The following is a 25,227-nucleotide window of genomic DNA, read 5'->3' on the forward strand; positions in this document are numbered from 1 at the left end:
GCGCGGCCGACGGACCCGGTCTGTCGGATTTGCCCCGGTGCGTCATCCGGCCTGGTGGGGCGGGGTATTGGAGAGCGGAGGGTAAGGCGCCGGTGCGGTGGAAGTGAAGAAAGTGTAATGGTGCGAACCCGTGCTCGTACCCGTCGGGAGGCACTCCTAGGCTGATGCTTTGCCAGCAGATGACGATGACCCAGGGGGATGAATACGCAATGGGGGCCTACTTCCGCGTCGAAGTCGACGATCTCTCCAAGCTCATGCAGCGCATGAGGGACAGTCAGCAGGACATGCGCGAGGCACTGCACGCCATGAAGGAGACCGGTCCGAAGACGACCGGCAGCAAGGATCTCGACCACGCCTGCGACGACTTCAACGACAGCTGGCAGGACGCCATCACCCGGATAACCCAGGGCGTCGAGGCCCTGGAGGAGAAGCTCGACCAGACCTGCAAGAACTACGCGGAGACCGACCAGGCCATCCACGACATGTTCAGCGGGGCCGCGGCATGAGCGGCGACTTCTTCTCCTACGTGGTCGGCCTCGACCCCGACTTCCCGGCCCTGGGCTTCAACCCGGCCCCCGGCAACCCCGACAACGTCGACGGCCTGGTCGGCAAGCTCAACAAGGCCGCCAACGCGATGGACAGCGCCCACCGCACCCTGGTCGAGGTCGGCCGCGGCGGCAGCATCTGGGAGGGCGACGCGGCCCAGGCGTTCGCCGGCAAGATCGGCGAACTGCCCGGCTACCTGGAGGACAGCGTCGACGCCATGCGCCAGGCGTCCTCCGCGCTCAACAGCTGGCGCAGCCAGCTCTCCTCCTACCAGGACACCGCCCGCCGGTACGAGGAAGAGGCCCAGAACGCCAAGAGCCGCCTGGAGTCCGCGAAGAAGGCCCGCGAGCAGGCGTCCGACCGCTACGACAAGGCGTCCGACAACCCCGCCTTCATGCTGATCGGCCGGCACTTCGACGACCAGGCCACCTTCGCCCAGGCGCAGAACCAGATCGACTCCGCCAGCGCCGAGTACCAGGCCGCCGGCGACGCGCTGGAGAACGCCAGCCGCGACCTGAAGGCCATCGAGGACGAGCTGGAAGCCGTCGTCAAGCAGGCCCGGGAGCTCTACTTCCACCACCAGGACGACGCGGGCCGCACCTCGAAGGCGCTGCGCCGGGCCAACCAGAACGCTCCCGACATCGGCATGTGGGAGAAGATCGGCAACAAGTTCAAGGACATCGGCAAGTCCATCAAGAAGTGGGCGACGGACCACGCCGACGTGCTCAAGAAGATCGGCGACATCGCGAGCACCGTCTCCGGCGTGCTCGCCATCGCCGCGCTCGCCACCATGTGGTGCCCGCCGCTGTCGGCCACCCTCGGTGTGGCCTCGGCCGGTGCCTCCGCGGTCGCCCTCGGCGCCCACGGCATGGCCAAGCTCGGTGGGGCGGACGTCGGTTGGGGCACCCTCATCGGGGACGGGATCGGGGCCATCCCGTTCGGCGGCACCGCTTTCAAGGGCGCCAAGGGTGCGGTGAAGGGCGGGCTGGCCCTGGCGAAGGGCGAGGGCCTGGTCGTGGCCGGTGGGAAACTCGCCGAAGTCGGCAAGGGGTTGTCGAACGCGATACGCCACGGCGAGGGCTCCTTCATGAACAACAAGATCCTCACGCCGATCTTCACCAAGACGCCGCTACAGAAGCTGCCCGGCCTGACGACCTCCTTCGTCACGAAGGAGGTCAAGGCAGTCGTGGACGGCGAGAAAGTAGTGACCAAGGTGACCCAGGAGATCCTCGACCCCAAGGGCTGGTACTCGCGCGGCACCCAGATCGGCATGAAGCTCGGTAGCCTCGGCTACCACGCGGTGATGGGGCAGTGATGGCGGAACAGAACGAACAGCCGGTCCCGGCTCCCCGCGGGGAGGAGACCGTCCTCACGCCGCTCTCCGAAGTGATCATCGACGATCCCCTGAACCTCCACTGGGAGGTGCCCGCGCAGTTCCACTCCCTGGGCGTCGAACTGCCCGAGGAGGAGCGCGACGCGCACCTCGCCGAGGTGTCCGAGGAGATCTGGTCCGGCGGCAACGAGTTCCAGCGCACCACCGTGGCCGCCTGGTACCGGGACGTCGCGGACACCGCCGCCGAAGAGGGCGCCGTCTACTCGGGCATCCTGATCGCCCGCACCCCGGACGACCGGGCCACCGTCGCCACCCTGCTGATCCAGGCCGACCCGGCCGACACCCAGGACGCCGACGCGGTGGCCGCCTCCCTGCTGGAGATGCTCTCCGCCGACCCGGCCAACGACGTCTTCGACGTGGCCGCCCCGGTCGGCCCCGTGGTGGTCAGCGCCTTCGGCACCATCGCCGAGTTCGACGACGGTGCGGGGGGCAAGACCGAACTCACCCTCGCCCAGGCGTCCGCGTACATCCCGGTGCCGCGCGCCGACACGCTACTCACCATGACCATCAGCACGCCCACGCTGGCGGACTTCCCCGAGTACGTCGGAATGCTCGGGATGCTGGTCGACAGCGTGGTTTACGACGAGCCGGGCGCAGAACCGCGGGCCCCGGCGATCAGCCAGGAATCGGCCAGCCGGATCACGGAGATGTTCGGATGAGCACAGTGCACCCGCCGCCCCCGCCCGGCATCGACATCGGCCCGCTGCCCAGGCGCTCGGTGGTCGGGCTGTGGCTGCAGTTCTGCCTGCAGTGGGTCTGGCTGCCCTTCCGGGTGGTCTGGCAGTTGTTCGACAACCCCGCCCGGGACTGCGTGGCCGACGGGCACGGCTACGGCAAGTTCGTCCTCACTCCGAGCCGGTACCGCCTCGAACGCAGCGGCACCCGGGAGGAGTGGGAGGCCTGGGCCGACCGCGCCCTGGGCCAGGGCATCGCCGCGGCGACGTTCGGTGTGATGAACGCCATCGACCACTACAACACCGGCAAGACGCGCTACCAGGTGAAGGGGGACGGCCTCGTGCCCAGCACCACCATCCGCCGGCGCTACTACCGCGGCATCGGCGCCGAAGGGCTCGCCGTGCTGGCGGCCCGCCGCGGCTGGCAGATCGACTGGCGGGACGCGCGGAGCTCGGAGATCCACCTCTCCCAGATCCAGCCGGGGGTGACCGGATGAGCACGTGGCACCCGCCGGCCCCGCCCGGCCTCCACACCGGCCCGCTGCGCAAGCGTTCGGTGGTCGGGCTGTGGCTGGAGTTCTGCCTGCAGTGGTTCTGGACGCCCGTCCGGTACTTCGTGCTCGACGGCGGCTGGGGGCTCACCCTCCCCCCGTCCCGGTACCGCCTCGAACGGCGCGGTACCCGGGAGGAGTGGGAGGCGTCGCTCGACCGGGTCCTGGACGTGTTGATCCGGTACGCGCAGGAGGAGGTGGAGCGCCGGCGGGAGAAGAACGACAGCGGCAAGTACCCGTGCGGCTTCGTCGGCCCGTCGCTGGTGCCCACGATCACGCTGTCCAGGGGCTCCTACCGGGGCATCGGCCTCGAAGGGCTCGCCGCGGTCGCCGCCCGGCGCGGCTGGCAGGTGCGCTGGGAGACGGCGCGCTTCCAGTACGTCGGCCTGTTCCAGGCGCAGCCGCAACAGCCGCAGCCGCAGGGGTACCAGCAGCCCTATCAGCAGCCGCAGGGGTACCAGCAGCAGTACCCGCAGCAGCAGCCCAACCCCTACCAGCAGCAGCCCGGGCAGTGGGGGTGAGGCGGCGGGGGTAGACGGCTCCGGGGCTCCGCCGGTGCACCTGGTCGTCAGGTGCGCCGGCGGCGTCAGGGCGGCGCGCGGGGGTGTCACTCGTACGAGTGGATTGTGGAATCCGGGTGGCCCAGCGGGGTATCGGTGACCGCGGGCCGGTGGGCTCGTTAGGCATCGCGCCGATCTCTGTCGACGAACACCTTAGGGGCGGGACCCAGTGGCTCAGCCGTTCGAACTGCCGGACTTCTACGTGCCGTACCCGGCCCGGATCAACCCGCACTACGAGGGGGCGCGGGTGCACACCAAGGAGTGGGCGCGCGACTTCGGCATGCTGGAGGGGTCGGGCATCTGGGAGGAGCACGACCTCGACTCGCACGACTACGCGCTGCTCTGCTCCTACACCCACCCGGACTGCGACAGCGAGGCGCTGGACCTCGTCACCGACTGGTACACCTGGGTCTTCTTCTTCGACGACCACTTCCTGGAGACCTTCAAGCGGACCCTCGACCGCGAGGGCGGCAAGGCGTACCTGGACCGGCTGCCCGCGTTCATGCCGATGGACCTGGCGGACGGCTACCCGGAGGCCACCAACCCGGTCGAGGCCGGCCTGGCCGACCTGTGGCAGCGCACCGTCCCGCACATGTCGGCCGACTGGCGGGCCCGGTTCGCCGAGTCGACCAGGAACCTGCTGAACGAGTCGCTCTGGGAGCTGTCGAACATCAACGAGGGCCGGGTCTCCAACCCGGTCGAGTACATCGAGATGCGCCGCAAGGTCGGCGGCGCCCCCTGGTCGGCCGGGCTGATCGAGTACGCGGCGAACGCCGAGGTGCCCGAGTCGGTGGCGCACTCGCGGCCGCTGCGCGTCCTGCGGGACGCCTTCTCGGACGGCGTGCACCTGCGCAACGACCTGTTCTCGTACGAGCGCGAGATCGGCGAGGAGGGCGAACTGTCCAACGGCGTCCTGGTGCTGGAGACCTTCCTGGGCTGCTCCACCCAGCAGGCCGCGGACGCCGTCAACGACCTGCTCACCTCCCGGCTGCAGCAGTTCGAGAACACCGCGCTCACCGAACTCGCCCCGCTGGTGGTCGAGCACGCGCTCGGCCCGGCGGAGGTCGCCCGGGTCCTGGCCTACGTCAAGGGCATGCAGGACTGGCAGTCCGGCGGCCACGAGTGGCACATGCGCTCCAGCCGGTACATGAACGGCGGCGGCGCGGGCCTCCCCGCCACCGGCCCCCGCGGCCTGGGCACCTCCGCGGCCGACATCCGCCTCGCGGCGGGCGTCCGCGGCCTGCGCAGCTTCGTCCACACCCCGCACCGCAGGGTCGGCCCGGTGCCGCTGCCCGCCTTCCCGATGCCGTACCCGCTCACGCTCAACCCGCACCTGGACGGCTCCCGGGAGTACGTCGTCCGCTGGGCCCGCGAGTTCGGCCTGCTCGACCCGGAGCCCGGCGTCCCCGGCTCCGACGTCTGGGACGAGCGCAAGCTCCGCGACTACGACTTCGCGCTGTGCGCCGCGGGCATCGACCCCGACGCCACCCCCGCCGAGCTCGACCTCTCCTCCGCCTGGCTGACCTGGGGCACCTACGCCGACGACTACTACCCGGCCGTCTTCGGCCGCCCCCGCGACCTGCTCGGCGCGAAGGCCGCCAACGAGCGGCTGCACGCGCTGATGACGCTGGACGGCAGCCTCCCGTTCGCCCCGCGCAACGCCCTGGAGTCCGGCCTCGCCGACCTCTGGCGGCGCACCGTCGCCCCGTTCGAGCAGGGCGCCCGGGCCAAGTTCCGCAAGGCCGTCGGGGACATGCTCGACAGCTGGCTGTGGGAGCTCGCCAACACCGCCCAGAACCGCATCCCGGACCCGGTCGACTACATCGAGATGCGCCGCGCCACCTTCGGCTCCGACCTGACGATGAGCCTGGCCCGGCTCGGCCGCGGCGAGGTGATCCCCGAGGAGGTCTACGCGAGCGGCACCCTGCGGGCGATCGAGAACTCCGCCGCGGACTACGGCTGCCTGGTCAACGACCTGCACTCGTACCGCAAGGAGGTCGAGTACGAGGGCGAGTTCCACAACCTGGTCCGGGTGGTGGAGAACTTCTTCTCCTGCGACCACCCGGTCGCGGTCGCCATCGTGGCCGACCTGATGGCCTCCCGGCTCAGCCAGTTCGCGCACGTGGTCAAGGGCGAACTCCCGCTCCTCAAGCACGACTTCGCGCTCGACGGCGAGGCCGCGCAGGCCCTCGACGGGTACGTCCGCGAGCTGGAGGACTGGATGGCCGCCGTCCTCAACTGGCACCAGCGGTGCGAGCGCTACACCGACGACGTGCTGCGGCGGCACTTCGCCCCGAAGACGGCCCTCCCGGCGGAGCTGGGCACCTCGGCGATGCGGATCCTGCAGACGATCGGCCGCTGAAACGCCAAACGCCGGAACGCCGAAACGCCGGAACGGGGGCCCGGGAAGGATCCCGGAACCCCCGTCCCGTCAGTCGGGTGCCGTCACTGCCAGCTGTCCTGCCGCGGCTGCACCGGGGGTCCCTGGTGCGGGACGGGAGCGGGCGCCGGGCGGTGCGGGTGGTGCCGGTGGCCCCGGGGGTGGCGGGTGAGGGTGTAGCCGAGGACGCCGGCCAGCGCGGCCAGCACACCGCCGGAGACGGTCCACCACCAGCGGGTGTTCCAGCCGGAGAAGAGGTCCGAGTACCAGTGGGTCTCCTCCGCGGCGGGCGCGGCCGCGTACGTCGCGCTCGCGCTCGGCGCCGGGGTGGCCGCCGCGGCGGCCGCCGTCGCCCCGGCGTTCACCGGCGGCACCAGCGGGTCCTTGAGCGCGCCGCCCTCGGGCTGGGCGTCGTCCGCGCCGCCCTTGGTGGCGACGTGCACGTGGACGGTGGAGGCCAGGCCGAGGTCGGTCTGCGGGATGTCCGTGGTGGACAGCCGGACGTAGTACGTGCCGGGCAGCGGGTCGCCGGACCAGGGCTCGGCCCAGGAGCGGATCTGCCGCAGCGTGCAGCTCAGCTCCAGGGTGGTCGCGCTCTGCTCGGCGGTGCCGTCCTGCGGCCCCGCGGTGCAGGACTGCCGGCGGCGCAGGCCGTCGAACAGCTCGACCGTCCAGGTCTGCGCGCCGTGCCGGTCCGCGGCGTCCGGCAGGGTGACCGTGACCTGGACGGTCGGGGTCTGGCCCTCGGAGGCCGGGAACGCCCAGTACAGGTAGTCACCGGTGGAGACCGGGACGTCCGCGTCCTGGCCGGAGGCCAGCGTGGTCGCGGTCAGGAAGCTGGTGCCCACCGAGTTGAGCACCGGCTTTCCGGTGCCGGACGCGGACGGCGAGGCGGACGGGGACGCGGCCGAGGCCGTCGTCGGGGCCAGCAGCAGCAGGCCGGTGAACGCGGCGGCCGCGGCCGCGGCGGTGCGGAAGTTGCGCATCGTCAGTTCTCCCGCCAGACGGAGATCCGCCAGCGTGCCAGCCAGCCGAAGACCAGACCGGCGAGCAGGCCGGCCAGGGTGAGGACACCGAGCAGGATCCAGCCGCGGCCCAGCCCCATCGCGGGGCCGTCCGGGGCCGGGGAGGCGGCGGCGACGTCCACGGTCAGCTCCAGCGGCAGACCCGGGTCGGCCTGCACGGCCGCCTGCGGGGCGAAGGAGTTGCTGACCACCAGGCACACCGTCCGGGCGGTCGAGGCCGAGCCCGAGCCCTTCGACGGGGACGCGGAGGCCGCGTCGGAGTCGTCCTCGGACGCGGACCAGCGCACGCCGGTCGACGCCACGTCGGTGCGGCCCGAACCGGCGTCGCTGCCGCGCACCAGCTCCTGGCCGCCGCTGTCGGTGGCCTGCAGCAGCACCCCGTAGTCCCGGGCCACGGCCCGGTCCGGGGTGACGCTGACCGAGGCGCGCAGCTCCTCGCCCGCCTTCACCGGCACCCGGTACACCCGGTGCTCGGAGAACTTCTCCCGGTCGGTGTACACGCCGGGGGACAGCACCGGGGCGTCCGCGCACTTGTCGGCGCCGGTCACCTGGGCCGGGGCGACGGTGTGGGTGTCCTGGGCGCGCTCGACCAACTGCTTGACGCGCTTGGTCAGCTGGTCCTGGCTGCGCACGTCGGTGAAGGTGCCGCCGGTCGCGTTGGCGATGCAGATCAGCTGCTGCCGGGTCTTGTCGTCGTGGGCCAGGCCGAGGGTGTCGACCACCAGGTGGATGCCCTGGCTGGCCAGTTCGCGGGCCACGTCGCACGGGTCCGGCGGCGCGCAGGTGTCCTCGCCGTCGGTGATCAGCACGATCCGGCGGGTGGTCGGGCCGGTGCCGAGGTCCTGGGCGGCGGCCCGCAGCGCGATCCCGATCGGGGTCCAGCCGGTCGGGCGGACGGTGGCGACGGCCGTCTTGGCCTCCACCTTGTTCGTCCTGCCGACCGGGTAGAGCTGCTGGGTGTCCTTGCAGCCCTCCTTCTGGTCGTTGCCCGGGTAGGTCGCGCCGAGGGTGCGGATGCCGAACTCGGTCTCCTCCGGCAGCGCGTCGATGACCTCCTTGATCGACTGCTGGGCGACCTCCATCCGGCTCTTGCCCTGGATGTCCGTCGTGCGCATCGACCCCGAACCGTCCAGGATCAGGTCGACCTTGGGCGCCTCGGTCGCGGCGGCCGGAGCCCCGGGTTCGTCGGCCGCCGCGGGGAAGGTGCCCAACCCGGTGGCCACGACTATCGTCAGGGCCCCGAGCAGGGCGGCCGCGCGGGCCGTCCGTCGTGGTGTGGTGGGTGTGATCACCCGCCGCATCCTAGGGCGTGTCAGACGATTCCCGCCGGGCGGGCGACGCCGGAGCACGCCCCTCGCCGGCTCGTCGTCAGTCACCTATGCTCCGCATGGATTTCTTCCTCCGCGCCGCCGACGCACGCACTCCAACGCCGCCCGCTGATCCGACGGGAATCGTCAGACGCGCCCCGGGGACCGTCAGTTCGAATCGCCCGACGCGGGTGGTGGGCGGCGCCTACCCTGAACGCACGGGCGGAGCGGGCGAGGAGAGCGCATGACGGTGCGTCTGGCCGGGGTCGGCAAGCGTTACGGGCGCGGCGGCCGGTGGATCCTGCGGGACGTCGCGCTGGCGCTGCCGCCCGGCGGGATCGTCCGGGTCGAGGGGGCCAACGGCACCGGGAAGTCCACCCTGTTGAAGGTCCTGGCGGGTGTCGAGCGGGCCGACCGGGGCACCGTCGAGGTCGCCGGCCGCCGGGCCTACGTGCCCGAACGCTTCCCGCCCGCCCTGCCGTTCACCGCCCGGGACTACCTCCGCCAGCTGGCCCGGGTGCGCGGCCTGAGCGCCGGGCAGGGCCGCCGCCGGGCCGACCACTGGCTGGAGCGCTTCGGCATCGCCGGGTACGCGGACACCCCGATCGGCCGGCTCTCCAAGGGCACCTGCCAGAAGGTCGCGGTCGCCCAGGCGCTGCTCGCCGAGGCCGACCTGCTGCTGCTGGACGAAGCCTGGACCGGGCTCGACCGGGCCGCCCGCGGCGAGTTGGACGCGGCCGTCGCCGAACGGGCCGCGGCGGGCGGGCTGGTGGTGTTCGTCGACCACGACCCGGGCCGGCTGGCCGGCCTCACCACCGCCGGACACCTCGTCAAGGACGGCACCCTGCACGGGATCCCGGTCGCCGCCGCCGGGCCGGACGGCCCCCGCACGGCGATCGTGGTGCGCGCCGAACGCCTCCCCGAGCACCTCCCCGGCAACCCCGGGCGCACGCCGCTCGCCGACGGCGCCGTCCGGCTGGAGGTGGCCGCCGCGCACTCCGACACCCTGCTGCGCCGGCTCCTCGGTTCCGTGCCGCCGGTGCACGTCCACAGCGTGGCCCCCGCGGAGCACGCCGAAGGAGGCCGACCGTGACGCTGCGCGTGCTGACGCGGTACCACCTGGAGCTGCTGGTCCGCTCGCAGCGCTGGCTCGCCCCCGGGCTGGCGTACGTGGTGGTGCTGGGGCTGGGCCTGTCGGGCGGGGACGACACCGCGGGGGCGGCCGCCTTCTCGGCCGGGCTGCTGGTGCCGGTGGCGGCCTGGCTGGTGCGCGCCGCGGTCGGGGCGGAGCCCGCGCAGTCGCGGGCCTGCCTGGTCGCGGCGGCGGGCTGGCCGCGGGTGCACCTGGCGGCGCTGCTGGCGGCGGTGCTGGCCGGGCTGGGTCTGGGCCTGGCGGGGCTGGCGGCGGCGGTGCTGCTGGGCGGCGGGGGCTCGGGCGCGGCGGTCGCCGCCGGTGCGCTGGCGACGGTGGTGTGCGTGCTGTCGGGGGCGGCGGTGGGGGCGCTGTGCAACCGCCCGGTGGTGACGGGGGCGTACGCGGTGCCGCTGGGCCTCGGCGGGGTGGTGGCGGTGCTGCTGGTGCCGGGCTCGCCCGCGAACGCGGTGGTGCGGGCGCTGGTGCTGGGTGCCCGGGGCGCGCTGAGCGTGCCGTGGTGGACGCTCCCGGCGGCGCTGGTGTTCGCGGCGGGGTGCTGCTGGGCGGCGGTGGCGGCCGCGGTGCGGCGCGGCGACTGAGCGCCGGGCCCGCCGGTGGGAAACGGACACACCGACCAGATCGGATGAAATACGGCCAATCCTGGTTAGGGTGCTGGAGGACGTGCCCGAAGCCTGGAAGCCTGTCGGAAGGAAGCCCGCCGTGAGCAACCTGTTCGCGATCGCCTACCCGGATGTCGCCACCGCGCAGAAGGTCCGCGACGAGCTGGTCGGCCTGCAGAAGCAGAAGCTGGTCGACCTGGAGGACGTCGTGGTGGTCGAGCGCCGCGAGGACGGGAAGATCAAGCTGCACCAGGCGGTCTCCAACACCGGCATGGGCGCCGCCTCGGGTGCGCTGTGGGGCGGCGTGATCGGCCTGCTGTTCTTCATGCCGTTCCTGGGCGCGGCGGTCGGCGGCGCGACCGGCGCCGCGGTCGGCGCGTCCACCGACACCGGCGTGGACGACAACTTCATGCGCCAGATCGGCGAGAAGCTGGAGCCCGGCAAGGCCGCGGTCTTCGCGCTCGTCCGCTCGGCGACGCAGGACAAGGTGATCCCGGCCGTCGCGCAGTTCGGCGGCGAGCTGATCCAGACCTCGCTCAGCCACGAGGAGGAGGAGCACCTGCGGGAGATCGCCAAGGCCGCCTACCCCGCGTCCACGCTCTGACACCACCGCGGTTCCCTTCCGGCGGGGTGCCGGGCGCGCGTCGCCCGGCACCCCGCCGTCCGTGCCCTTTCGAGCTGGCGAGGACGGCTGGTGGTGGCGACTGACTCCGCGACCCGGGCGGCCCGGGTGCCCCGGGCCCGGCGGCCCGGGACGGGGCGCTGGACCGAACTGTTGCTGGTGCTGGCCGCGGTGGGCCTCGCGGTGTTCGGCTACGTCGAGGTCGGCGTCAACCTCGACGGCACGGCCCCGCCGGACGCCGCCCAGTACGGCGCCGCGCTCGGCGTGCTCGCCCTGCTCGCGCACGCCGCGGTCCGCTGGCGCGCCAAGTGGGCCGACCCGCTGCTGCTGCCGATCGCCGTCCTGCTGAACGGCATCGGACTGGTCGTCATCTACCGGCTGGACCGCAACCCCGGCAGCGCCGCCGCCCCCACCCAACTGCTCTGGTCCACCCTCGGGGTGGGCCTGTTCATCGCGGTGCTGCTCCTGCTGCGCGACCACCGCCGGCTCCAGCGCTACGCCTACGTCGGCGCGTTCGTCGCCCTCGTCCTGCTGGTGCTGCCGGTGTTCTTCCCGCCGGTGTACGGCTCGCGGATCTGGATCACGCTGGGCCCGCTGTCCTTCCAGCCCGGCGAGTTCGCCAAGGTCCTGCTGGCGGTCTTCTTCGCCGCCTACCTGGCCGCGCACCGGGACGCGCTGGCGCTGACCGGCCGCAAGGTGCTCTGGTTCCAGCTGCCGCTGGGCCGGGTGCTCGGCCCGGTGCTGCTGATCTGGGCCGCGTTCGTCGGCGTGCTGGTCCTGGAGACCGACCTCGGCACCTCGCTGCTGTTCTTCGGCCTGTTCGTGGTGATGCTGTACGTCGCCACCGCCCGCACCGGCTGGATCGTGATCGGCCTGCTGCTGTCCGCGCTGGCCGCCGTCGGCGTCGGCTGGCTCTCCCCGCACGTGCACAGCCGGGTCACCGAGTGGCTGCACCCGCTCGCCTCGATCGAGGCCGGGCAGGGCGCCAACCAGATCGCCCAGTCGCTGTTCGCCTTCGCCTGGGGCGGCCAGCTCGGCACCGGCCTGGGCCTGGGCCACTCCGCGCTGATCGGCTTCGCCACCAAGTCCGACTTCATCCTGGCCACCGTCGGCGAGGAACTCGGCCTGACCGGCCTGTTCGCGGTCTTCCTGCTGTACGCCCTGCTGGTCTCCCGCGGCTTCAGGACCGGCATCGCGCTGCGCGACCCGTTCGGGCGGCTGCTCGCCATCGGCCTGGCCGCGCTGGTCGCCATCCAGGTGTTCGTGGTCGCGGGCGGCGTCCTCGACCTGATCCCGCTGACCGGCATGACGCTGCCGTTCATCGCCCAGGGCGGCTCGTCCGTGGTCACCAACTGGATCATCGTGGCGCTGCTGGTCCGGACGAGCGACCTCGCCCGGCGCCCCGCCCCCGAGGAGGACGCGTGAGGTTCACCCGGCCCGCGGGCACCAACGGCGGCCCGCAGGGGCTGCCCGGCATCTCCACCACCGGACGCCGGGCCGGCACCTTCTGCATGCTGCTGATCGTCGCCCTCGCCGTCCAGAGCACCCGGGTCCAGGTGTTCCAGAAGAAGGAACTCGACCACAACGCCGCCAACCAGCGCGCCACCATCCAGCGCTACTCCCAGCCCCGCGGCAACCTGCTGGTCGCCGGACAGCCCGTCACCGGCTCCACGGAGACCGGCGGCCGCTACGCCTACAAGCGCACCTACAGCGACGGCGCGCTGTACGCCGCCGTCACCGGCTACTCGTCCCAGACCTACGGCAACACCCAACTGGAGGGCGTCTACGACGACGTGCTCTCCGGCACCGACCCCGCGCTGGCCGGCTGGGCCGTCTGGGACGCGGTCACCCGGCAGCAGCAGCCCGGCGGCGACGTGGTCACCACCATCGACCCCGCCGCCCAGCGCGCCGCCGTGCAGGGCCTCGGCAACCAGAAGGGCGCCGTCGCCGCGATCGAACCCGCCACCGGCCGGATCCTCGCCCTCGCCTCCACCCCCAGCTACGACCCCGGCAGCTTCGCCGGGACGTCCAACGCCGACCAGGACGCCTGGAAGAAGCTCCAGGACGACCCCGACCAGCCGATGCTCAACCGGGCGCTGCGCCAGATCTACCCGCCCGGCTCCACCTTCAAGGTGGTCACCGCCGCCGCCGCCCTGGCGAGCGGCGTCGTCACCGACATCGACGCCCCCACCGACGCCCCCTACCCGTACGTCATGCCCGGCACCACCACCCCGCTCAACAACGACACCACCGCCTGTGACCGGGCCGGGCTCTCGCTGGACGAGGCCATGACGCTGTCCTGCAACAGCGTCATGGGCTACCTCGGCGTGCAGACCGGCCTCGACCGGATGACCGCGATGGCGCGGAACTTCGGCTTCAACGACGCCAAGCTCGACACCCCGGTGCGGGCCGCCCGCTCCAACTTCGACACCACCATGAACACCTCCCAACTGGCGCTCTCCTCCATCGGCCAGTACGACACCGCCGCCACCCCGCTGGTGATGGCCATGGTCGCCGCCGGGGCCGCCAACGACGGCCAGGTGATGCACCCCCAGCTCGTCGACAAGCTCACCAAGGCCGACGGCAGCCAGGTCCAGCTGATGCACCCGAGCCTCTACCACCAGGCGTTCGGCTCCGGGGTCGCCCGGCAACTGCAGCAGCTGATGGTCGACGTGGTGGAGAACGGCACCGGCCGCAACGCCCGGATCCCCGGCGCCGAGGTCGGCGGCAAGACCGGCACCGCCCAGCACGGCGTCGACAACTCCGGCACCCCCTACGCCTGGTTCATCGCCTGGGCCCGCCCGGCCGGCTCCGGCAGCGTCCCGCCGGTCGCCGTCGCCGTGGTCGTCGCCGACAGCCAGGCCACCGACGTCACCGGCGGCGGGCTCGCCGCCCCCATCGCCAAGTCCGTCATGCAGGCCGTGCTGAACCGGTAGCCGGGCGCAAAACGCCGAAAAGCCGTGATTTGGTAAGGTCCGGTTCGATTCCCCACCAGAAGGACACCGATGAGCACCACCGGCCTGCTGCGGCGCAAGCCCGTCGACACCCTGATCGCCGAAGCAGGAGGCACCGGAGCCGGACACCTGCGCCGCACCATCGGCCTGTGGCAGTTGTCCGCGATCGGCATCGGCGCCACCGTCGGCACCGGCATCTTCTTCGTCCTCACCACCTCCGTCCCCGAGGCCGGCCCCGCCGTCGTGCTCTCCTTCGTGATCGCCGCCGTCACGGCCGGCCTCACCGCGCTCTGCTACGCCGAACTCGCCTCCGCCATCCCGGTGGCCGGCTCCTCCTACTCGTACGCGTACGCCACCATGGGCGAACTCGTCGCCTTCGGCGTCGGCGTCTGCCTGCTGATGGAGTACGGCGTCTCGGCCTCCGCGATCGCCGTCACCTGGGGCCAGTACCTCGACCAGTTCTCCGACCTCGCCTTCGGCCTGCACCTGCCCGCCGCGCTCACCGCCCCGCCCGGCGAGGGCGGCGTCTTCAACCTCCCCGCGGTCGTGCTGGTCGTGCTGGTCACCGTCCTGCTGATCCGCGGCGTCGGCGAGTCCGCGAAGGTCAACGCCGTCATGGTGGCGATCAAGCTCGTCATCCTGGTGCTCTTCGTCGCCGTCGGACTCACCGGCTTCACCGCCGGCAACTTCACCCCGTTCGCGCCCAACGGCTGGGACGGCGTCCAGACCGCCGCCTCCACCATCTTCTTCTCCTTCATCGGCCTCGACGCGGTCTCCACCGCCGGGGAGGAGGTCCGCGACCCGCGGCGCACCCTCCCGCTCGCCATCCTCGTCTCGCTGGTCGTCGTCACCACCCTCTACATCGCCGTCGCCGTCACCGCGGTCGGCGCCCAGCCCTGGCAGGAGTTCGACGGCCAGGAGGCCGGGCTCGCCCAGATCCTCCAGAACGTCACCGGCCACAGCTGGCCCGCCCTGGTCTTCGCGGCCGGCGCGATCGTCTCGATCTTCTCCATCACCCTCGTGGTGATCTACGGCCAGACCCGCATCCTCTACGCGATGGGCCGCGACGGCCTCCTCCCGCGCCCCTTCACCCGGGTCTCCGCCCGCACCGGCACCCCCGTCTGGAACACCCTGGTCGTCGGCACCGCGGTCGCCGTCCTCGCCGCGGTCTTCCCGCTCAAACTGCTCGCCGACATGACCTCGATGGGCACCCTGGTCGCCTTCACCGCGGTCTCGATCGGCATCGTCGTGCTCCGCCGCACCCGCCCCGACCTCCCGCGCGGCTTCAAGGTGCCGCTCTACCCCGTCACCCCGCTGCTCAGTGCCGCGTTCTGCGTCTACCTGATCACCAAGCTGCACACCGACACCTTCGTCGCCTTCGCGGTCGTCCTCGCGGTCGCGGCGGTGCTCTACTTCGGCTACAGCAGGAGGCACTCCCGCCTCGCCGGTGAGCGCTGAAACGTTCAGGGGCTCGACGGGAGGGGAAACCAGGGGCTCGGGGAACGGCGAGGCCCAGGCTGCTGACGGTGCACTGCCGGAGCGCGCATCGGCTTCCGGTTCCGTTTACTACACGCAGCAGCACGAACCTCCGATGGGCTCCGGCCGTCAGCAGCACGGACCCGCCGTTCCCCGGGCCCCTATCGGGGCCACTGCGCAGCACGGACCCGCCGTTCCCCGGGCCCCTGGCGGGGCCCCCGGCGCTCAGCCCTTGTTGCCGACCGCCAGCACCCGGGAGGCCGCCGGGCCGGCGGCCGCGGAGCCGTGGCCGCCGCCCTCGACCTCGGCGGCGACCGCGAGGTTGCCGGAGTAGGCGGTGAACCAGGAGTTCGCCTTGTCGCTGGTGTCGACCTCGGCGGTGCCGGTCTTCGCGCCGGACCCGGCCGGCAGCGCGGGCGAGACCTCGGAGGCGGTGCCGGACTGGACGGTCTTCACCATCAGCGACCGCAGGCTGTTCAGGACCTCGGGGGAGAGGTTGCGGGCGGCCGGGGTCTGGGCCGTGCCGGGGATCAGGATCGGCTGCCGGAACACCCCGGACTGCACGGTCGCCGCGACCGAGGCCATCCCCAGCGGGTTGGTGCGGATCTTGCCCTGGCCGATGAACTCGCTGGCCGCGCCGGCCATGTTGCCCTCGACCGGGATGTCGGTGTCGAAGTTGGTCAGGCCGGTGTGCCAGACCAGGCCGAGCCCGAACACGTCCTTGGCGATCGCGGGCAGGCTGCCCGGCTTGAGGACGTCCTTGCCCTTCTCGATGAAGGAGGTGTTGCAGGAGTGGATGAACGCGTCGGTGAGCGTGTAGTCCGGGTGCGCGCCGGGCTCGTCGTTGGTGACGGCCTTGCCGGTGACCATGGTGGTCTCCGGGCAGGGCATCCCGGTGCTGGGCGTGACCCCGGCCTCCAGCAGGGCCGCGGTGGTGAGCACCTTCATGGTGGAGCCGGGCGCGGTGCCGCCGGAGAAGGCCCGGTTCTGGCCGGTGGAGGGCGAGAACGCGTACGCCAGGACGTTGCCGCTGCTGGGCTCGATCGCCACCAGCGAGGCGGGCTTGCCGCCCTGCGCGGTGACCTGCTGCTCGGCGGCGTTCTGCAGGTCCGCGTCGATGGTGAGCTTCAGGTTGGGGACGGCCCGGGGCTCCTTGACGGTGAACAGCTTCTCGTCGGTGGCCTTGCCGCCCGAGGTGGCCGGGGTGGAGATCATCACGCCGCTGCCCGCGTCCGTCGGGTCGCCGTCCTGCGGGGCCGCGCTCTTGAGCTGGTTGAGCAGGCCGACCAGCGAGGGGTAGCCGGTGAGCGGCTTGCCCTTGCGGTCGGTGACGGTGGCCGGGGTCGCGTAGACCGGCTTGACCGCGATGGTCTCGCCCGCGTCCAGCCGGGGGTGGATGACGCTGGGGGCCCAGTGGACGGCGGCGGTGCCGTCGCTCATCTTCACCACGCCGAGGACGCCGTTGTAGTTCCAGGGGGTGCCGCTCTCGGCGAACTCGACGGACGCCTTGAAGCTCTCCAGCACGCCGGTGGGCGCCGGGCTCCCGGAGGCGGACGCCGAGGCCGTCCCGGAGGCCGGGGCGCTCGCCGACTTGGCCGCGGCGGGGCTGGGCGCGGTGGTCGGGCCGCCGACGGTCAGGTGGACGGCGCTGGGCTTCACGTTGTCCTGGAACGCCTGCAGGGCGGCCTGCGCCTTGTCCGGGTCGTCGGTGAGCTTCGCGGCGCCGAACAGGTCGCCCTTGGCCCAGGCGTCCAGGAACGCGGTGGCGCCGGAGGCGGCGAGCTCCTGGCTCGGGGGCTCGGCGACCACGGTGCGGGGCTTCTTCGCCTCGTCCTTGCCGGAGCCCCCGTCGCCGGAGACCAGGGCGTACGCCCCGTACCCGCCGCCGAGGAGCACGGCCGCGGCGAGCACCGAGACGCCGATCTTCGCGCCGTTGTTCACGTCGAGTCCCCCATGCTGTGTCGTGGCCGTCGGAGTTCAGCGGCCACGACACCATAGGCAGACCTCTTCCGTGCACTCACGACACGGGAACCTTTTGTGACAGTTCCGGTACACGTGTGCGGGAGTGGTGGCCGGGACGGGGCTAGATCCAGGTGTCCAGCCACATCCGGGCCCGCCAGTCGTCCATCGGGATCGTCTGGCCGGTGTAGATCGGGTAGAAGTACAGGAAGTTCCACATGACCGCGACCACCAGCAGCCCGGCGCCGGTGGCCCCGGCCAGCCTGCGGTCGGGCGAGGCGTCAGCCCGGCCGAGCATCGCGCCGATCATCATGGTCACCGCGAGCACCAGGAACGGGACGAAGCAGACCGCGTAGAACAGGAAGATCGTCCGGGCCTGGTAGTTGAACCAGGGCAGGTAGCCGGCGGCCAGCGCGCACAGGATCGCCCCGGCCCGCCAGTCGCGGCGCATCAGCCAGCGGTACAGGCAGTAGAGCAGCGCGACGATGCCCGCCCACCACAGGAACGGGGTGCCGATGGCCAGCACCTCGCGGGCGCACTCGGTGGTGGTGCAGCCGGCCTGGCCGTTCTTCGGCGACTCGTAGAAGAACGAGACCGGGCGGCCCAGCAGCAGCCAGCTCCACGGGTTGGACTGGTAGGTGTGCGGGTCGTGCAGGTTGACGTTGAAGTGCCAGATCTCGTGGTGGTAGTGCCACAGGCTGCGGGCCCAGTCCGGCACCCAGCCCCAGGTGTCGCTGGGGTTCAGCGCGGCCCAGTCGCGCAGGTAGCCGCCCTTGCCGGGCGCGGGGGAGGAGAGGATCCAGCCGGTCCAGGTCAGCAGGTAGGTGACGGCGGCGGTCAGGGCGACGGACACCCCGGCCCAGGCGAAGTCCCACAGGCCGCGCAGGTTGCGCCCGCCGCCGGCCAGCCGGCGGCCCGAGGAGTCCCAGAACCCGGCCAGCAGCACCAGCGCCAGGACGGCCGGGGCGCCGCTCCACTTGGTGCCGGTCATCAGGCCCAGGCAGACCGCCGAGGCCAGCCGGTAGGGCCGCCAGCCCAGGTGCCACCAGTCGGCGCTCTCGCCCCGGGCCAGCCGTTCGGCGATCAGGGCGCGGCTCTTGTCCCGGTCGACCAGCAGCAGGCCGAACGCGGCCAGGAACCAGAACATCACCACCAGGTCGAGGATCGAGGTGCGGCTGAGCACGAAGTGCAGCCCGTCCACCGACAGCAGCAGGCCGGCCACGCAGCCCAGCAGGGTGGAGCGGAACATCCGGCGGGCGATCCGGGCCAGCATCAGCACCGAGAGGGTGCCGAGCACGGCCACCATGAAGCGCCAGCCGAACGGGTCCATGCCGAAGAACCGCTCGCCCAGGCCGATGATCCACTTGCCGACCGGCGGGTGCACCACGAACGCCGCGCTGGTGCTGTTCAGCGGCACCGTCGGATTGGGCGCGGTGATCAGGCCGTTGGCCTCGCTGGACCAGTTGCTCTCGTAGCCCAGGTGCCAGAGCGCGTACGCGTCCTTGGCGTAGTACGTCTCGTCGAAGATCAGCGCGTGCGGGCTGCCCAGGTTCACGAAGCGCAGCACGCCGGCGAACAGCGCGACGGCGAGCGGCCCGAGCCAGCCGGCCCACCGGCACAGCCAGGACCACAGCGGCGCGGGCAGCCGCACGCCCAGCCGGACGAGCAGCGGCGAGGGCTCGACGAGCGCCGGGGTGACGCCCGGGCCGTCCGGCATCGGCGGCACCAACTGCTCGGCCAGGGACGTGCGTCGGCGCTCCCGGTAGCCGACGCCGGCCAGCGCGCGGGCCCATCGGGAGGCCGGTTCGGGCTCCGCGCGCGGAGCCGGAACGGCGGCCGGGTCGGCCGGTTCCAGCACGGTCACGCCGCCCCGCTCGGGGTGGTCCATACCACTCTCCATGTCGCCGTTCACGGGCCACATCGTAGGGGCAATGGCTGAAGTCACAAGGGGTCCCCGACCCTCGCACCTCCCCCGGCCCCCCTTCACCAGCCACGGACCGGCCCCCGGTAGGGGAGGATGGTGCCCGTGACTGGTGTTCTCGTACTGGCAGGTACCCCCATCGGCGACGTCGAGGACGCGCCCCCCCGACTGCGCGCCGAACTCGCCGGGGCGGACGTCATCGCGGCCGAGGACACCCGGCGGCTGCGCCGGCTGACCCAGGCGCTCGGCGTCGCGCCGACCGGCCGGGTGGTGTCCTACTTCGAGGGCAACGAGGTGGGCCGCACCCCCGAGTTGGTGGCCGCGCTGCAGGGCGGCGCCCGGGTGCTGCTGGTCACCGACGCGGGCATGCCCTCGGTCTCCGACCCCGGCTACCGGCTGGTGGACGCCGCCGTCGCCGCCGGGATCAAGGTCACCGCGGTGCCCGGCCCGTCCGCGGTGCTGACCGCGCTGGCGCTGTCCGCGCTGCCGGTGGACCGGTTCACCTTCGAGGGCTTCCTGCCGCGCAAGGCCGGCGACCGCTCCCGGCAGCTCGCCCAGGTCGCCGCCGAGCCGCGCACCATGGTGTTCTTCGAGGCCCCGCACCGGATCGCCGAGACGCTGGAGGCGATGGCCGCCGCGTTCGGCGCCGACCGCCCCGCCGCGGTCTGCCGGGAGCTGACCAAGACGTACGAGGAGGTCAAGCGCGGCCCGCTGGGCGAGCTGGCGGCCTGGGCCGCGGACGGCGTCCGGGGCGAGATCACCGTGGTGGTGGCCGGCGCCCCGCCCGCCGCGCCGGAGGAGGTCGGCCCGGCCGAGCTGGCCCGCCGGGTGGCCGTCCGGGAGGAGGCCGGGGAGCGCCGCAAGGAGGCGATCGCCGCGGTCGCCGCCGAGCTGGGGCTGCGCAAGTCGATCGTGTTCGACGCGGTGGTGGCGGCCAAGCACGCGCCCTGAGCGGGGCCCGGACCCGGATCACGCGGTGCGCTGATCGTTTTGTATGGCAATGGCCGGAATCGCGCGTACGTTGGAATGAGCACCCCAGCGGAGGGCCAATTCGGGACCAAGACTTGGCAAGCCGGGCATCGGACGGACCCTCCCGGGCATTCCCTGGGATGGAACGTCCCGCACCCGGCCGGGAAGACCGGGCGACGGGCTCCGAGCGAAGCGAGGTGGCGCATGAGCGACACGATCGACAGCCCCCGGAACGGCGGAGCACCCAGCGGCCTCGGCACGACCAGCCGTCCCGCCCCCGTGCAGACCGTCCACGAGGCGTACTCCTTCGCCTGCCTCAACTGCGGCTACGGCTGGGAGCAGGCGTACGACATCGAGCACCACACGGCCAGGGACGGCCACACCGTGGTCGAGTACACGGCGAACGGGGTCCGGGTCCCCTCCCCGCTGCGCGAGCTGGCCTGCCCGGGCTGCGGCGGCGAACGGGTCCGGATCATGCGGGCCGGGCGGGTGGCCGGCGTGGCCGCCGTCATGGAGAAGGGCTCCGGCTACGCGCCCACCGCCGAACCCGAGGGCCCGCCCGAGCCCGCCCGGATGCGGGCCCGCCGCCACTGGCTGGCCTGGCTGCACCGCCGGGCCGGCTGAACCCGGCGCCCGCCGGCCCGGCCCCGCCCACCGGGGCCGGGCCGACGCGGCCGCACCACTAGGATTCCGGGGTATGGCGGCCTTGGAACAGCACACCGGCACTGACGCGTACTACGTCACCACCCCGATCTACTACGTGAACGACCGGCCCCACCTGGGCCACGCGTACACCACCGTCGCGGGTGACGTGCTGACCCGCTGGCACCGCCAGCGCGGCGAGGACGTCTGGTACCTCACCGGCACCGACGAGCACGGCCAGAAGATCCTGCGCACCGCCGAGGCCAACGGCGTCACCCCGCAGGAGTGGTGCGACAAGCTGGTCGAGGAAGCCTGGAAGCCGCTCTGGGAGCACCTGCGGATCGCCAACGACGACTTCATCCGCACCACCCAGGCCCGGCACACCGACCGGGTCCGGGAGTTCGTCCAGGACCTGTACGACAAGGGCGAGATCTACCGGGGCAGCTACACCGGCCCCTACTGCGTCGGCTGCGAGGAGTACAAGCTCCCCGGCGAACTGCTGCCCGGCGCCACCGAGACGGGGCCCGACGGGAAGGACGTGAAGCTCTGCCCCGTCCACAAGCGCCCCGTCGAGTGGCTGGAGGAGGAGAACTACTTCTTCCGGCTCTCCGCGTACGGCCCGAAGCTGCTGGAGTTCTACGCCGCCAACCCGGACTTCATCCAGCCCGCCTCCGCCCGCAACGAGGTGCTGCGCTTCGTCGAGCAGGACCTCAAGGACCTGTCGATCTCCCGCTCCACCTTCGACTGGGGCGTCCCGCTGCCCTGGGACGACAAGCACGTCCTGTACGTGTGGGTCGACGCCCTGCAGAACTACATCACCGCCGCCGGCTACGGCACCGACCCCGAGCGCTTCGCCCGGCTCTGGCCCGCCTCCGTGCACCTGGTCGGCAAGGACATCCTGCGCTTCCACGCCGTCATCTGGCCCGCCATGCTGATGGCCGCCGGACTGCCGCTGCCGCGCCGGGTGGTCGCCAACGGCTGGCTGATGGTCGGCGGCGAGAAGATGAGCAAGTCCAACCTGACCGGCATCGCGCCCACCGACCTGACCTCGCACTTCGGCGTCGACGCGTACCGCTACTACTTCCTGCGGGCCATCCCGTTCGGCACCGACGGGTCCTTCTCCTGGGAGGACTTCACCGCCCGCTACACCTCCGAACTCGCCAACGACTTCGGCAACCTGGCCTCCCGGGTCGCCGCGATGGTCGGCAAGTACTTCGACGGCGCGCTCCCCGCCGCCACCGCCCACGGCCCCGCCGAACAGGCCCTCGCCGACGCGCTGGTCAGGGCCACCGCCGAGGCCGACCGGAAGATCGGCGAGGAACTCGACTTCGCCGGCGGCATCGCCGCCGTCTTCGAGTTCGTCAAACTGGTCAACGGCTACCTCACCGAACAGGAACCCTGGAAGGCCGCCAAGTCCCCCGACGGGCAGGACCGGCTCGCCACCGTCCTGTACACCGCCGCCGAGGCGCTGCGGGCCACCGCCGTCCTGCTCAACCCGCTGATGCCGGACTCCGCCGCCAAGCTCTGGGCCTCGCTCGGCGCCGAACCCGCGCTCGGCGCGCTCGCCGACCAGCCGATCGCCACCGTCGCCGACTGGGGCCGGCTGCCCGCCGGAGCCACCGTCACCAAGGGCGAGATCCTCTTCCCGCGACTCGAAGAGAAGGCGGACGCCTGATGGCCGGCAGCAAGAAGGAACAGGACCGCACCCCGCCGCCGCTCCCCGAGCCGCTGGCCGTCCCGGTCGCCGACTCGCACACCCACCTCGACATGCAGTCCGGCACCCCCGCCGAGGGCCTGGCCCGGGCCGCCTCGGTCGGCGTCACCACCGTCGTCCAGGTCGGCTGCGACGTCCCCGGCTCGCAGTGGGCCGCCGACCTCGCCGCCCGGTACGAACAGGTGCACGCCGCCGTCGCCCTGCACCCCAACGAGGCCCCCCGGATCTTCCTCGGCGACCCAGGGGGCACCTCCCAGCCCCCTGGGGCTGGGGGAGGCTGGTCCGGGCAGCAGCGCAAGGCCGGCGGGCAGGACGCCCTCGACGAGGCCCTCGCCGAGATCGACCGCCTCGCCGCCCTCCCGCAGGTCCTCGCCGTCGGCGAGACCGGACTCGACTACTTCCGCACCGGTCCCGAGGGCGTCGACCTGCAGAAGGAGTCCTTCCGCCGGCACATCGAGATCGCCAAGCGGCACGGCAAGGCCCTGGTCATCCACGACCGCGACGCCCACCAGGACGTCATCGACCTCCTGCTCGAAGAGGGCGCCCCCGAGCGCACCGTCTTCCACTGCTACTCCGGCGACGCCGCGATGGCCCGCACCTGCGCCGAACACGGCTGGTACCTCTCCTTCGCCGGCCCCGTCACCTACAAGGCCAACCACCCCCTGCGCGAGGCCCTCACCGCCACCCCCCTCGACCGCGTCCTGATCGAGACCGACGCCCCCTTCCTCACCCCCCACCCCTACCGGGGCCGCCCCAACGCCCCCTACCTGATCCCGGTCACCCTCCGCGCGATGGCCGACCACCTGACGCTCGGCGAGGACGAACTCGCCACGGCGATCGCCGCCAACACCGCCCGCGCCTTCGGCTACTGACCGGCCCGTATCCTTGGCGGGTGAGCACCACCGAACCCACCTCCGACGGCCACCTGCTGGGCGCCGCCGACATCCGCGCGCTGGCCGAGGCGTTCGGCGTGAAGCCGACCAAGCAGCGCGGGCAGAACTTCGTCATCGACGGGAACACCGTGCGGCGGATCGTCCGGGCGGCGGAGGTGACGGAGCAGGACGCGGTGGTCGAGGTCGGGCCGGGGCTCGGGTCGCTGACGCTGGCGCTGCTGGAGGTGGCGCGGCACGTCACGGCGGTGGAGATCGACCCGGTGCTGGCGCGGCACCTGCCGGACACCGTCAAGGGGCGGATGCCCGCGAAGGCGGACAGCTTCGACCTGGTGCTGAGCGACGCGATGGAGGTCACCGAGCTGCCCGGCCCGCCGCCGACCGCGCTGGTCGCGAACCTCCCGTACAACGTGGCCGTCCCGGTGCTGCTGCACATGCTGGCGCAGTTCCCCAGCATCGAGCGCACCCTGGTGATGGTGCAGAGCGAGGTCGCCGACCGGCTCGCCGCCAAGCCCGGCAACAAGGTGTACGGCGTGCCCTCGGTGAAGGCCAACTGGTACGCGGAGGTGAAGCGCGCCGGGGCGATCGGGCGGAACGTGTTCTGGCCCGCGCCGAACGTCGACTCCGGCCTGGTCTCGCTGGTCCGCCGCGACCCGCCGGCCACCACCGCCACCCGCCGCGAGGTGTTCGCCGTGGTGGACGCCGCCTTCGCGCAGCGCCGCAAGACGCTGCGGGCCGCGCTGGCGGGCTGGGCCGGCTCGCCCGCCGCCGCCGAGGAGGCGCTGCGCGGCGCCGGGATCGACCACACGCTGCGCGGCGAGATGCTCACGGTGGAGCAGTTCGCCGCGATCGCCGAGCACAAGCCCAAGGCCACAGAGGCAGCGGAGGAACACTGAACATGGTCACGGTCCGGGTCCCCGCCAAGGTCAACGTCCAGCTCGGCGTCGGCGGGGTCCGCCCCGACGGCTACCACGACCTGGCGAACGTCTTCTTCGCCGTCGCCCTCGGCGACCAGGTCACCGCCACCCCCGGCGAGGGCGTCACGCTCAGCTGCGAGGGCCCCGACGCCGACGCCGTCCCGCTCGACGACGACAACCTGGCCGCCCGCGCCGCCCGGCTGCTCGCCGCCCACCACGGCCTCGCCGACCCCGGCGTCCACCTGCACATCGACAAGGCCATCCCGGTGGCCGGCGGCATGGCCGGCGGCAGCGCGGACGGCGCCGCCGCGCTGCTCGCCTGCGACGCGCTGTGGGGCCTGGACACCCCGCTGCCCGTCCTGCTGGAACTCGCCGCCGAGCTCGGCTCCGACGTCCCGTTCGCGCTGCTCGGCGGCGTCGCGCTGGGCCGCGGCCGGGGCGAGCTGCTGGAGCCGCTGCCGGTGGCCGGCACCTTCCACTGGGTGTTCGCGGTCGCCGACGGCGGCCTGTCCACCCCGGCGGTCTTCCGCGAGTGCGACCGGCTGCGCGAGGAGTCCGGCCTCGGCTCCTCGCTCGCCGACGTCCCCACCCCCGACGCCGACCCCGCGCTGCTCGCCGCCCTCGCCGAGGGCGACCCGGTCGCGCTGGCCGCCGCCCTCGCCAACGACCTGCAGGCCGCCGCCGTCTCGCTGCGCCCCGCCCTCGCCGACACCCTGCACGCCGGCACCGAGGCGGGCGCCCTGGCCGCCCTGGTCTCCGGCTCCGGCCCCACCTGCGCCTTCCTCGCCAAGGACGCCGACGCCGCCGCCCACATCGCCGCCGCCCTCCGCGCCTCCGGCACCTGCCGCACCGCCCACGCCACCCACGGCCCGGTCCCGGGCGCCCGGGTGGTCGAGGTGGTCCACACCTCTGCTTGACCTGGAGCGCGCTCCGGGTTCCAGACTCGTGACCGCGGCCCGCACCGGGCGGGCC

22 protein-coding genes are annotated in these 25,227 nt (G+C 72.8%); 18 read left to right on the forward strand and 4 right to left on the reverse strand.

All coding sequences use genetic code 11. From position 1 onward, the window contains the following. Nucleotides 1-263 precede the first annotated feature (263 nt). From ABD345_RS21635 to ABD345_RS21660, 6 genes are all read left to right on the forward strand, one after another. Entirely contained in the window at nt 264-506 is a 243-nt protein-coding gene (locus ABD345_RS21635; protein WP_425556856.1) for a hypothetical protein, read from the forward strand. Next, entirely contained in the window at nt 503-1,861 is a 1,359-nt protein-coding gene (locus ABD345_RS21640; protein WP_344554124.1) for a putative T7SS-secreted protein, read from the forward strand. The genes ABD345_RS21635 and ABD345_RS21640 overlap by 4 nt, the downstream gene beginning before the upstream one ends. Beyond that, nucleotides 1,861-2,598, forward strand: a complete 738-nt coding sequence (locus ABD345_RS21645) for a hypothetical protein (RefSeq protein WP_344554126.1) — start codon at nt 1,861-1,863, stop codon at nt 2,596-2,598. Before ABD345_RS21640 ends, ABD345_RS21645 begins: the two co-directional genes overlap by 1 nt. Beyond that, on the forward strand, nt 2,595-3,110 hold the full coding sequence (locus tag ABD345_RS21650; protein WP_344554128.1) for a hypothetical protein: 516 nt from the start codon (nt 2,595-2,597) through the stop codon (nt 3,108-3,110). The genes ABD345_RS21645 and ABD345_RS21650 overlap by 4 nt, the downstream gene beginning before the upstream one ends. Then, nucleotides 3,107-3,685, forward strand: a complete 579-nt coding sequence (locus ABD345_RS21655) for an amidohydrolase family protein (RefSeq protein ID WP_344554129.1) — start codon at nt 3,107-3,109, stop codon at nt 3,683-3,685. Before ABD345_RS21650 ends, ABD345_RS21655 begins: the two co-directional genes overlap by 4 nt. A 208-nt stretch (nt 3,686-3,893) precedes the next feature. Beyond that, nucleotides 3,894-6,086, forward strand: coding sequence for a terpene synthase family protein (locus tag ABD345_RS21660; RefSeq protein ID WP_344554131.1), 2,193 nt, complete (start codon nt 3,894-3,896; stop codon nt 6,084-6,086). Between the two features lie 83 nt (nt 6,087-6,169). Here ABD345_RS21660 and ABD345_RS21665 read toward each other — a convergent pair whose 3' ends face one another. Next, nucleotides 6,170-7,090 carry a peptidase gene (locus tag ABD345_RS21665; RefSeq protein WP_344554132.1) on the reverse strand — a complete coding sequence of 307 codons (921 nt, stop codon included), beginning with the start codon at nt 7,088-7,090 and terminating at the stop codon, nt 6,170-6,172. 2 nt (nt 7,091-7,092) lie between these two features. Next, nucleotides 7,093-8,430: a VWA domain-containing protein gene (locus ABD345_RS21670; protein ID WP_344554133.1), complete on the reverse strand. Its 1,338-nt coding sequence runs from the start codon at nt 8,428-8,430 to the stop codon at nt 7,093-7,095. Nucleotides 8,431-8,680: 250 nt separating this feature from the next. Here ABD345_RS21670 and ABD345_RS21675 point away from each other — a divergent pair, with 250 nt between their 5' ends. From ABD345_RS21675 to ABD345_RS21700, 6 genes are all read left to right on the forward strand, one after another. Continuing rightward, nucleotides 8,681-9,529, forward strand: coding sequence for an ABC transporter ATP-binding protein (locus ABD345_RS21675; protein WP_344554135.1), 849 nt, complete (start codon nt 8,681-8,683; stop codon nt 9,527-9,529). Further along, a complete protein-coding gene (locus tag ABD345_RS21680; RefSeq protein ID WP_344554136.1) occupies nt 9,526-10,170 on the forward strand; it encodes an ABC transporter in 645 nt (214 codons plus the stop codon). The genes ABD345_RS21675 and ABD345_RS21680 overlap by 4 nt, the downstream gene beginning before the upstream one ends. A gap of 121 nt (nt 10,171-10,291) precedes the next feature. After that, nucleotides 10,292-10,795: a DUF1269 domain-containing protein gene (locus tag ABD345_RS21685; protein WP_344554137.1), complete on the forward strand. Its 504-nt coding sequence runs from the start codon at nt 10,292-10,294 to the stop codon at nt 10,793-10,795. A gap of 93 nt (nt 10,796-10,888) precedes the next feature. Beyond that, a complete protein-coding gene (locus ABD345_RS21690) occupies nt 10,889-12,238 on the forward strand; it encodes an FtsW/RodA/SpoVE family cell cycle protein (RefSeq protein ID WP_380276426.1) in 1,350 nt (449 codons plus the stop codon). A gap of 86 nt (nt 12,239-12,324) precedes the next feature. Continuing rightward, nucleotides 12,325-13,749, forward strand: coding sequence for a penicillin-binding transpeptidase domain-containing protein (locus ABD345_RS21695; protein WP_344554188.1), 1,425 nt, complete (start codon nt 12,325-12,327; stop codon nt 13,747-13,749). Between the two features lie 69 nt (nt 13,750-13,818). Then, nucleotides 13,819-15,225 carry an APC family permease gene (locus ABD345_RS21700; RefSeq protein ID WP_344554139.1) on the forward strand — a complete coding sequence of 469 codons (1,407 nt, stop codon included), beginning with the start codon at nt 13,819-13,821 and terminating at the stop codon, nt 15,223-15,225. 243 nt (nt 15,226-15,468) lie between these two features. Here ABD345_RS21700 and ABD345_RS21705 read toward each other — a convergent pair whose 3' ends face one another. Beyond that, entirely contained in the window at nt 15,469-17,184 is a 1,716-nt protein-coding gene (locus tag ABD345_RS21705; protein WP_344554140.1) for a penicillin-binding transpeptidase domain-containing protein, read from the reverse strand. 142 nt (nt 17,185-17,326) lie between these two features. Continuing rightward, a complete protein-coding gene (locus ABD345_RS21710; RefSeq protein WP_344554189.1) occupies nt 17,327-19,090 on the reverse strand; it encodes a dolichyl-phosphate-mannose--protein mannosyltransferase in 1,764 nt (587 codons plus the stop codon). Between the two features lie 138 nt (nt 19,091-19,228). Here ABD345_RS21710 and rsmI point away from each other — a divergent pair, with 138 nt between their 5' ends. From rsmI to ABD345_RS21740, 6 genes are all read left to right on the forward strand, one after another. After that, nucleotides 19,229-20,074, forward strand: a complete 846-nt coding sequence (gene rsmI / locus ABD345_RS21715) for a 16S rRNA (cytidine(1402)-2'-O)-methyltransferase (RefSeq protein WP_344554141.1) — start codon at nt 19,229-19,231, stop codon at nt 20,072-20,074. A gap of 222 nt (nt 20,075-20,296) precedes the next feature. Beyond that, nucleotides 20,297-20,716 (forward strand): hypothetical protein, encoded by a 420-nt coding sequence (locus tag ABD345_RS21720; RefSeq protein ID WP_344554143.1) that lies wholly within the window; start codon nt 20,297-20,299, stop codon nt 20,714-20,716. A 73-nt stretch (nt 20,717-20,789) separates the two neighbouring features. After that, nucleotides 20,790-22,409 carry a methionine--tRNA ligase gene (gene metG, locus ABD345_RS21725; RefSeq protein WP_344554144.1) on the forward strand — a complete coding sequence of 540 codons (1,620 nt, stop codon included), beginning with the start codon at nt 20,790-20,792 and terminating at the stop codon, nt 22,407-22,409. After that, nucleotides 22,409-23,320, forward strand: coding sequence for a TatD family hydrolase (locus ABD345_RS21730; protein ID WP_344554146.1), 912 nt, complete (start codon nt 22,409-22,411; stop codon nt 23,318-23,320). The genes metG and ABD345_RS21730 overlap by 1 nt, the downstream gene beginning before the upstream one ends. A 20-nt stretch (nt 23,321-23,340) precedes the next feature. Then, complete coding sequence (rsmA, locus tag ABD345_RS21735; protein ID WP_344554148.1) at nt 23,341-24,234, forward strand: 16S rRNA (adenine(1518)-N(6)/adenine(1519)-N(6))-dimethyltransferase RsmA; 894 nt, start codon at nt 23,341-23,343, stop codon at nt 24,232-24,234. A 2-nt stretch (nt 24,235-24,236) separates the two neighbouring features. Next, nucleotides 24,237-25,172, forward strand: a complete 936-nt coding sequence (locus ABD345_RS21740; protein ID WP_344554149.1) for a 4-(cytidine 5'-diphospho)-2-C-methyl-D-erythritol kinase — start codon at nt 24,237-24,239, stop codon at nt 25,170-25,172. The last annotated feature ends 55 nt before the right edge of the window (nt 25,173-25,227 follow it).

The organism is Kitasatospora saccharophila (genome assembly GCF_039529925.1).
Lineage (GTDB): Bacteria > Actinomycetota > Actinomycetes > Streptomycetales > Streptomycetaceae > Kitasatospora > Kitasatospora saccharophila.

Coding starts and splice junctions, on each gene's coding strand:
- ABD345_RS21695 (WP_344554188.1), top strand. CDS start 12,325: ATGCTGCTGATCGTCGCCCTCGCCGTCCAGAGCACCCGGGTCCAGGTG.
- ABD345_RS21645 (WP_344554126.1), top strand. CDS start 1,861: ATGGCGGAACAGAACGAACAGCCGGTCCCGGCTCCCCGCGGGGAGGAG.
- ABD345_RS21670 (WP_344554133.1), bottom strand. CDS start 8,430: ATGCGGCGGGTGATCACACCCACCACACCACGACGGACGGCCCGCGCG.
- metG (WP_344554144.1), top strand. CDS start 20,790: ATGGCGGCCTTGGAACAGCACACCGGCACTGACGCGTACTACGTCACC.
- ABD345_RS21675 (WP_344554135.1), top strand. CDS start 8,681: ATGACGGTGCGTCTGGCCGGGGTCGGCAAGCGTTACGGGCGCGGCGGC.
- ABD345_RS21730 (WP_344554146.1), top strand. CDS start 22,409: ATGGCCGGCAGCAAGAAGGAACAGGACCGCACCCCGCCGCCGCTCCCC.
- ABD345_RS21650 (WP_344554128.1), top strand. CDS start 2,595: ATGAGCACAGTGCACCCGCCGCCCCCGCCCGGCATCGACATCGGCCCG.
- ABD345_RS21635 (WP_425556856.1), top strand. CDS start 264: ATGAGGGACAGTCAGCAGGACATGCGCGAGGCACTGCACGCCATGAAG.
- ABD345_RS21740 (WP_344554149.1), top strand. CDS start 24,237: ATGGTCACGGTCCGGGTCCCCGCCAAGGTCAACGTCCAGCTCGGCGTC.
- ABD345_RS21640 (WP_344554124.1), top strand. CDS start 503: ATGAGCGGCGACTTCTTCTCCTACGTGGTCGGCCTCGACCCCGACTTC.
- ABD345_RS21655 (WP_344554129.1), top strand. CDS start 3,107: ATGAGCACGTGGCACCCGCCGGCCCCGCCCGGCCTCCACACCGGCCCG.
- ABD345_RS21720 (WP_344554143.1), top strand. CDS start 20,297: ATGAGCGACACGATCGACAGCCCCCGGAACGGCGGAGCACCCAGCGGC.
- ABD345_RS21700 (WP_344554139.1), top strand. CDS start 13,819: ATGAGCACCACCGGCCTGCTGCGGCGCAAGCCCGTCGACACCCTGATC.
- ABD345_RS21710 (WP_344554189.1), bottom strand. CDS start 19,090: ATGGACCACCCCGAGCGGGGCGGCGTGACCGTGCTGGAACCGGCCGAC.
- ABD345_RS21665 (WP_344554132.1), bottom strand. CDS start 7,090: ATGCGCAACTTCCGCACCGCCGCGGCCGCGGCCGCCGCGTTCACCGGC.